Source organism: Thalassospira sp. UBA1131 (assembly GCF_002311515.1).
Classification (GTDB): Bacteria; Pseudomonadota; Alphaproteobacteria; order Rhodospirillales; family Thalassospiraceae; genus Thalassospira.
In genome coordinates this window covers 70516-77744 of the sequence record NZ_DCAO01000036.1, presented here as the reverse complement: position 1 = coordinate 77744, position 7229 = coordinate 70516, and the positions used below count along the sequence as shown (strand labels likewise).

The window sequence follows — 7229 nt, the reverse complement described above, 5'->3', positions numbered from 1 at the left end:
AACAAACTGACCAAGAAAATGAATGGGCGCAGCGCGATTGCCGCGCCCATTGTGATCACGGGTGGCTCCTGACATGTCAGGCGGTCTCGGCGTCGATCAGCTGATTAAGGCGATCAATCATCGCCTTGCCATCATGTCCGGCATCATTCAGGGTCTCGATCCACTCATCGACGACCGGCTGGGTCGCAGACTGCCAGCGTTCAATTTCGTCTTTGGGAATCTCGACGAACTTGTTGCCGCGATCAGCACACATTTTGTAGCCAACCGATTCAAAGCTATCGAACTGTTTGCCGATCTGGCGTGACAGATCGATACCGGAATTGGCATCAATCACCGCTTTCAGATCATCAGGCATGCTGTCATAGGCATTGCCCGCCATCAAAAGCGCAAACGAGTTGGCATAAAGACCACGTCCGCCTTCTGCCGGGGCGCAATGCACCGACGTCAATTCATGAAGCTTAAAGGCCGGAACCACTTCATAAGGCAGGCAGGTACCATCAATCACGCCATTGGCAAGGCCGACGGCCATTTCAGTAACCGGGAAGAAGACCGGCTCAGCACCTAGGATGGACAGGGCTTTACCGACATTCTGGTTCGGGGCGCGGATTTGCAGGCCGTCAAGATCAGCCTGATTTTCAATCGCCTTGTCGCGCATGTGGAACTTGCCACCGGCATGAACATGATAGGCCAATGGCTTCATGCCACGGTATTCGTCCTGACCAAATTCATCCATGAACTTGTGCATGGCAACCGATGTTGCCTCGGCCGTTGTCACCATGAAGGGCAGGCTCAGCGTTTCGGAAATCGGATAGCGACCCGGCGTGTACACGGTCAAGGTCCAGGCGATATCCACAACGTTGTTTGCCACCTGTTCGGCAAGCTGCGGCGGTTTGCCACCAAGCTGCATGGCCGGGAAAATCTGAATATCGATACGGCCATCGGACTGTTCGCGGATGGTCTTGGACCACGGTTCGAAGAACGCCTTGTGCATCGGGGCCACCGGCGGCAACATATGATGCAGACGAAGGGTGACTTCGGCTGCACGTGCCTTGCCAATGATTGCAGGGGCTGCAAATGCGCCGCCCATGATGCCGAGCATCTGGCGGCGATTAACGGAAAATCCTGACATCGAACGTCTCCTCACATTATGGGCACACCGGTTTTGGTTGGGTGACCCTGTTCCTTCCTGAATGTTCTGGCGTCCGCTTTGTGCGGTTTCTTGCCGATCCTTGATCTTATGGTATGCGATCTGATGGCCGCAATTATCTGCGGCTCTGTTATAGGCGGTTACTTGAAATTCGGTGCACGTTTTTCAAGGAACGCCTTCAATCCTTCCTGTGCATCTTCGCTGGTCTGGGTCAGGGCGGCACACAGGCTTTCGGTAAACAGGCCATCGGTTTTTGCCATGTCTTCGATCCGTGACAGGGCCTGGATCATGACATAGTTCGAAAGCTGGGCGTTTTCGGCAACCGTATTGGCAAGCTCTATGGCCTTTGCTTCGGCGGCTTCCTCGCTGTCACAGACATAGTGTGTCAGGCCAAGGCGAAGGCCGTCTTCGGCGTTGTATTTGCGCCCGGTCAGCATCATCTCGATCATGCGATCCGCGCCCAGAATTCGGCCAACCCGGACCGATGCACCGCCGCCAACGAAAATGCCACGGCGTCCTTCGGGAAGCTGGAAAAAGGCGGTTTCATCGGCAATACGGATATGGGTCGCACTGGCCAGTTCAAGGCCGCCGCCGATGACCGCCCCCTTAAGCAACGAAATCACCGGCAATCCACCATACTGGATCATATCCATGATGCGGTGCCAGTTGCGTGAATGGCGCATCGTATCGGCCGCATTGCGCGCAACATGTTCGGCCAGATCAAGCCCGGCTGAAAAATGCCCGCCTTCACCGGCCAGAATAACAACCCGCACCCCTTCGGGCGGATTGGCAAAAAACGCCTCGAGTGCTGCCATCAAAGTATCGCTGACCGCGTTACGCTTTTCAGGTCGCGTGATGGTCAAACGGGCAATCGATCCGTTGATTGCGACGTTCAATACGTCATTCGCGCCGTTGGTCATGTTCTTGTTCCTTACGTAAAGCAATCTGGTCTTTATTTTGCCTGCAGGCGAACCGCGCCGTCGATCCGAACGACGGTGCCATTCAGCATGGTATTTTCGACGATATGGCGGGCAAGGTCGGCATATTCCTGTGCCTTGCCCAGCCGCTTGGGAAACGGAATGTTGGCTTCAATGGCCTGACGGGCTTCCTCGGGCAGGGTGTCGGTCATTGCGGTGGAAAACAGCCCCGGCGCAATCGCCATAACCCGCACGCCGATCCGGGCCAACTCGCGCGCGGCTGGCAAGGTCATCGACGCAATTCCGCCCTTTGATGCCGCATAGGCGCACTGGCCGATCTGCCCGTCTTCATACCCGACGGATGATGTGTTGATGATCACGCCGCGTTCGCCATCGTCATTTACCGGGGTGGCTTCCGACAGCAACTGCGCGGCATAGCTCATGGTGATGTAGCTGCCGGTCAGATTGACGTTCAGTGTTTTGATAAAATCATCAATCGGAAGGCTGCCGTCGCGTGGCAGAATACGGTTGGCGGTGCCAATACCGGCACAATTCACAAGGATGCGCGGCAGCCCAAGATTTTGTTTCACGGTCTTGAATGCAGCTTCGACCGAGCTTCGGTCAGAGACGTCGACTTCCAGGCCAATTCCGCCGGTTTCACTGGCGACTCGTTTGGCGGCATCGCCGTTGCGATCAAACACCGCGACCTTCGCGCCCGCAACCGCAAATGTGCGTGCGGTGGCGGCACCAAGGCCGCTGCCGCCGCCGGTAATGATGGCGGGAACCTGATTGAGCTGCATTTCCTTACCCAAAGTTTGTTATGTTTTATAACAATTATGTTTACACAGTAAAAGAGCGGCGTCAATCGTCATTAGTCAACTGAAATCGCATCGAAATTCACGCCCCTCGCGCGCGAGCATAATTATACTCAAGGTCAAATTGTTGTGTCCCCGTACACGCATAAAGATATTGCGCTTGATGTGATGAATTATGATTGTTATGAATTATAACAAATAAGAAAATGAAAACTGGAGGTTTCGTCTCATGCCTATGATTGCTGAACCCGGACTCCGTCCGGTTCGCATGGGAGATACGCGTGTCTCGATGTCCAAAAAGGACAACGGCACGATCTATATCCGATCAACGGAAACGCCGGATGACTATCCGCGCGCCATCACCGACAAGCTTGACCATTGGGCGCAACATACACCCGATCATCTGTTTCTGGCCGACCGTGACAAAACCGGCGGCTGGCAAAAACGAAGCTTCCTTGAAACCCGAAACGAGGTCCGCAGTCTTGCGCAGTACCTCATCGAACAGGACCTGTCCGAAGATCGCCCGGTCCTAATCCTGTCGGGCAACAGTCTTGAACACGGGCTTCTTGCATTGGCATCGATGTATGCCGGTATTCCCTATGCGCCGGTGTCACCAGCCTATTCGCTGGTGTCGTCCGATTTCGCCAAGCTGCGCCATATCTGTGATCTTTTGAACCCCGGTCTGATCTTTGTGGATGATGGTGCCAAATATGCCAAGGCACTGGCCGCCGTCATGCCAAAGGATGCGCGTCTGCTGGTTTTGGAAAACCCGCTGTCGCAATATGACTGCGATGTTTTCAAAGATGTCCGTCAGACCACGCCGACCGATGCGGTCGATGCCGCCAATGGCAAAATCACCGAAGACACGATTGCCAAGTTCCTGTTCACGTCCGGCTCCACCGGGATGCCAAAGGCCGTGATCAATACCCAGCGGATGCTGTGTTTTAACCAGATGATGCTGCGTCACGCGCTGGCATTCTTGCAGGATGAACCACCGGTGATGGTCGACTGGCTGCCATGGAACCACACCGCAGGCGGCAACCATAATTTCGGCATCGCGCTTTATAATGGCGGCAGTTTCTATATCGATCAGGGTAAACCGACCCCGGACGGTATTCATGAAACCGTGCGCAATCTTTGCGAAGTATCGCCCAACATCTATTTTAATGTCCCCAAGGGGTACGAGGCACTTGTCCATCATCTGCGCGAAAACAAAACACTGCGCGAGATGTTCTTTGCCAAGCTCAAACTCATGCAATATGCCGGTGCCGGTTTATCGCAATATGTCTGGGACAATCTGGAAAAGATCGCCGAGGACACGGTTGGCGAAAAGATCGTCATCGTCACCGGCTATGGCTCCACCGAAACCGCCCCCTTTGCCTTTACCACCACTTGGGCGGTTGATCAGGCGGGCAGTGTCGGTCTTCCGGCCGTCGGGCTTGATATCAAACTGGTGCCCAATGCCGAAAAGCTCGAAGTCCGTCTTAAGGGACCGAGCATTACACCCGGCTATTGGAAGCAACTTGATAAAACCAGCGAGTCTTTTGACGATGAAGGCTATTACCTGATTGGTGATGCCCTGAAATTTGTGGATCCGGATAATATCGAACGGGGCTTCCTGTTTGATGGCCGGGTCTGCGAAGATTTCAAACTCTCGACCGGCACCTGGGTGCATGTCGCCGCCATCCGCACCGCCATTGCCCAGACCTTTGCGCCTTATGTGCGTGATGCGGTGCTGACCGGTTTGAACGAAGGCTATGTCGGTGCGCTGATCTTTGCCGATTTCACCGCCTGCAAAAAACTGTGCCCGGATCTGCCCGCCAACGCGTCGGAGCGTGACATCGCAACCCATCCGGCCGTGCAGGCGCATTTTCAGAAATGCCTCAATGAGTTGGCGACCAAATCGACCGGTAGCTCGAACTTTGTCGCGCGCGCGATCTTGCTTGAAAGTTCGCCGGAACTCGATGCGCACGAAGTCACCGACAAGGGCTCGATCAATCAGCGCGCGGTTCTGACTAAACGCGCTGACAAGGTCGCCGAACTTTATACCGACCCGTCACCCGCCGGGGTCATGATTGCCAAAAAGGGATAAGCAGAATGACTGCGAACGCCAAAGGTCTTCGGACCGAATTTGAAGATGTCTGGCTGCTGGGCGGAAAACGCACACCGTTTGTCGATTATACCGGGGCCTTCGGGCTGGTCTCCCCGATTGATCTTGGCATCAAGGCGGCCCGCGCGGCCATCGAGGACGCCGGGGTGAATGCGAACGATATCGATTTCACCGTCGCCGGATCGATGGCCCAGGCATCCTATGATGCCTATATGACGCCGCGCCATATCGGGATTTACGCCGGGGTGCCGGTGGATCGCCCCGCCCATCTTGTGCAGCGGATCTGTGGTACCGGGATTGAAGTCATCCTGCAGGCTGCTGATCATATTTCACTTGGTCGTGGGGATCTGGCCCTTTGTGTCGGCACTGAATCCATGAGCCGAAATCCCGTGGCGGCCTACACCCATCGCAGTGGTTTTCGCATGGGGCAGGTCGAATTCAAGGACTTCCTGTGGGAAGCGCTTTTGGATCCGGCTGTGAGTTGCACCATGGGCGACACGGCGGAAAACCTTGCCAAGAAATACAACATCACCCGCGAAGAAGTGGATCGCTTTGCCGAACGCAGCTTTGCCCGTGCCGTGAGCGCACAGGAAAACGGCTTCCTTGCCGGTGAAATTGCCACCGTGACCAACGAAACCTTTGAATTTGCCGATGGCAATCCGCGCTCCATCCGCCTGCCGCGCAAGATCGATCAGGTCGACCGCGACAGCCACATTCGGCCATCGCCCTATGACATTCTGGCAAAGCTCCGCCCGGCCTTTGGCGGGGTGCAGACGGGTGGCAATTCATCAGCCGTGGTGGATGGCGCAGCCGGTGTTGTTCTGGGCAGTTCCGATTATGCCCGCAAACACGGTCTGACACCGCGTGCCCGCATCATTGCAGGCGCAGCTGTCGGTGTGCCGCCGGAAATCATGGGCATTGGCCCGGTCCCGGCCATTGAGGCCGTTCTTGATCAAACCGGTATGACCCTTGATCAGATTGACCGGATCGAAATCAACGAGGCCTTTGGGGCACAGATCCTGGCCTGCATCCGCGAACTTGGCCTTGATGAAGACAAGGTCAACGTCAATGGCGGCGCGATTGCGATTGGTCATCCGCTGGGTGCGACCGGGGTTCGGATCACCAACACGCTGGCGCGCGAACTGGTCAAATCCGGCGGTCGTTATGGCATCGCATCGGCCTGTATTGGCGGCGGGCAGGGCATTGCTGTTCTAATCGAAAACACGAAATTGGCATAGCACGATCCAGGGCGCCATCGGTTGCGCCGGGTCGCGACAAACGGAGACGTTATTTTTGACCGGGACATTGGTTTTGGGCCCGGTTTGGCGATCAGCCCAACCCATGGGGCAAAGGCTTCCAAGGGTGGTCTGATCAAATCGAGTTACCGACAGACAAGGCAACAAAAACAAAATTGCCGGTGTCGGTTTTCTCAGGGAGGAAACAATGAAACGACTTAAACTTGGTTCAGTGATTGCCTTGGCGTCAGTTGCCGCCATGTCTGCCATTTCCGGTGCGTCTGCCCAGGAAGTGAATTTCCGTCTGGCCCACTGGCTGCCGCCAACCCATCCGGTGCAAACCATGGGGCTTGAAGAATGGACAAACTCCATCCGCGAGGCATCCGGTGGCAGCATCGACTTCACGATTTTCCCGGCCCAGCAACTGGGCTCCGCACCTGATCACTATGACATGACTCGCGATGGCATTGCCGATATCGGCTATATCAATCCGGGTTATCAGGCCGGACGTTTCCCGATCTATGGCCTGACCGAGGTGCCATTTAATGTGAAGGATGCGGTCAATGGATCGGTCGCCCTTCACAAGTGGTATGCCAACTACGCCGAACAGGAAATGCCGGAAGTCAAACTCTGTCTGGTCAACCCGCATGATCCCGGCACCATCCATTCAAAAATGCCGGTCCGCGTGCCAGAAGACATCAACGGCCATGCGGTACGTCCGGCGCACGCCACCATGGCACGGTTTGTAAACCTGCTGGGTGGGGCAAGTGTTCAGGTCCCAGCCCCCGAGGCCCGCGAAGCGATCGCCAAGGGCACGGCAGATGCGATCACCTTCCCGTGGAACTCGATCTATATCTTCGGGATTGATCAGGAAACCAAATATCACCTTGATATGCCGTTCTATGTCTCCTCGCAGATCCTTGTGATCAACCGTGGTGTCTATGAAGGATTGTCAGCCGAAAACCGCAAGGTGATGGATGATCACTGCACGCCGGAATGGTCCGG

The 7229-nt window shown here is 55.7% G+C and carries 6 protein-coding genes; 3 read left to right on the top strand and 3 right to left on the bottom strand.

Annotated features, from left to right (window positions below; translation table 11 throughout):
* Positions 1 to 76 precede the first annotated feature (76 nt).
* From B3Z49_RS05475 to B3Z49_RS05465, 3 genes are all read right to left on the bottom strand, one after another.
* Positions 77 to 1129: a TRAP transporter substrate-binding protein gene (locus B3Z49_RS05475; RefSeq protein WP_296988706.1), complete on the bottom strand. Its 1053-nt coding sequence runs from the start codon at positions 1127 to 1129 to the stop codon at positions 77 to 79.
* A gap of 158 nt (positions 1130 to 1287) precedes the next feature.
* Complete coding sequence (locus tag B3Z49_RS05470; RefSeq protein ID WP_008889941.1) at positions 1288 to 2067, bottom strand: crotonase/enoyl-CoA hydratase family protein; 780 nt, start codon at positions 2065 to 2067, stop codon at positions 1288 to 1290.
* A gap of 32 nt (positions 2068 to 2099) precedes the next feature.
* A complete protein-coding gene (locus B3Z49_RS05465) occupies positions 2100 to 2864 on the bottom strand; it encodes an SDR family NAD(P)-dependent oxidoreductase (RefSeq protein ID WP_063089097.1) in 765 nt (254 codons plus the stop codon).
* 244 nt (positions 2865 to 3108) lie between these two features.
* On the opposite strand from B3Z49_RS05465, the gene B3Z49_RS05460 reads away from it, so the two are divergent.
* The 3 genes from B3Z49_RS05460 to B3Z49_RS05450 form a co-directional block, all read left to right on the top strand.
* Entirely contained in the window at positions 3109 to 4971 is a 1863-nt protein-coding gene (locus B3Z49_RS05460) for a feruloyl-CoA synthase (protein WP_296988703.1), read from the top strand.
* A gap of 5 nt (positions 4972 to 4976) precedes the next feature.
* Positions 4977 to 6227: a thiolase family protein gene (locus B3Z49_RS05455; protein WP_296988702.1), complete on the top strand. Its 1251-nt coding sequence runs from the start codon at positions 4977 to 4979 to the stop codon at positions 6225 to 6227.
* 205 nt (positions 6228 to 6432) lie between these two features.
* Positions 6433 to 7229, top strand: a 797-nt coding sequence (locus B3Z49_RS05450) for a TRAP transporter substrate-binding protein (protein ID WP_296988701.1), incomplete at its 3' end; no start/stop codon positions are given.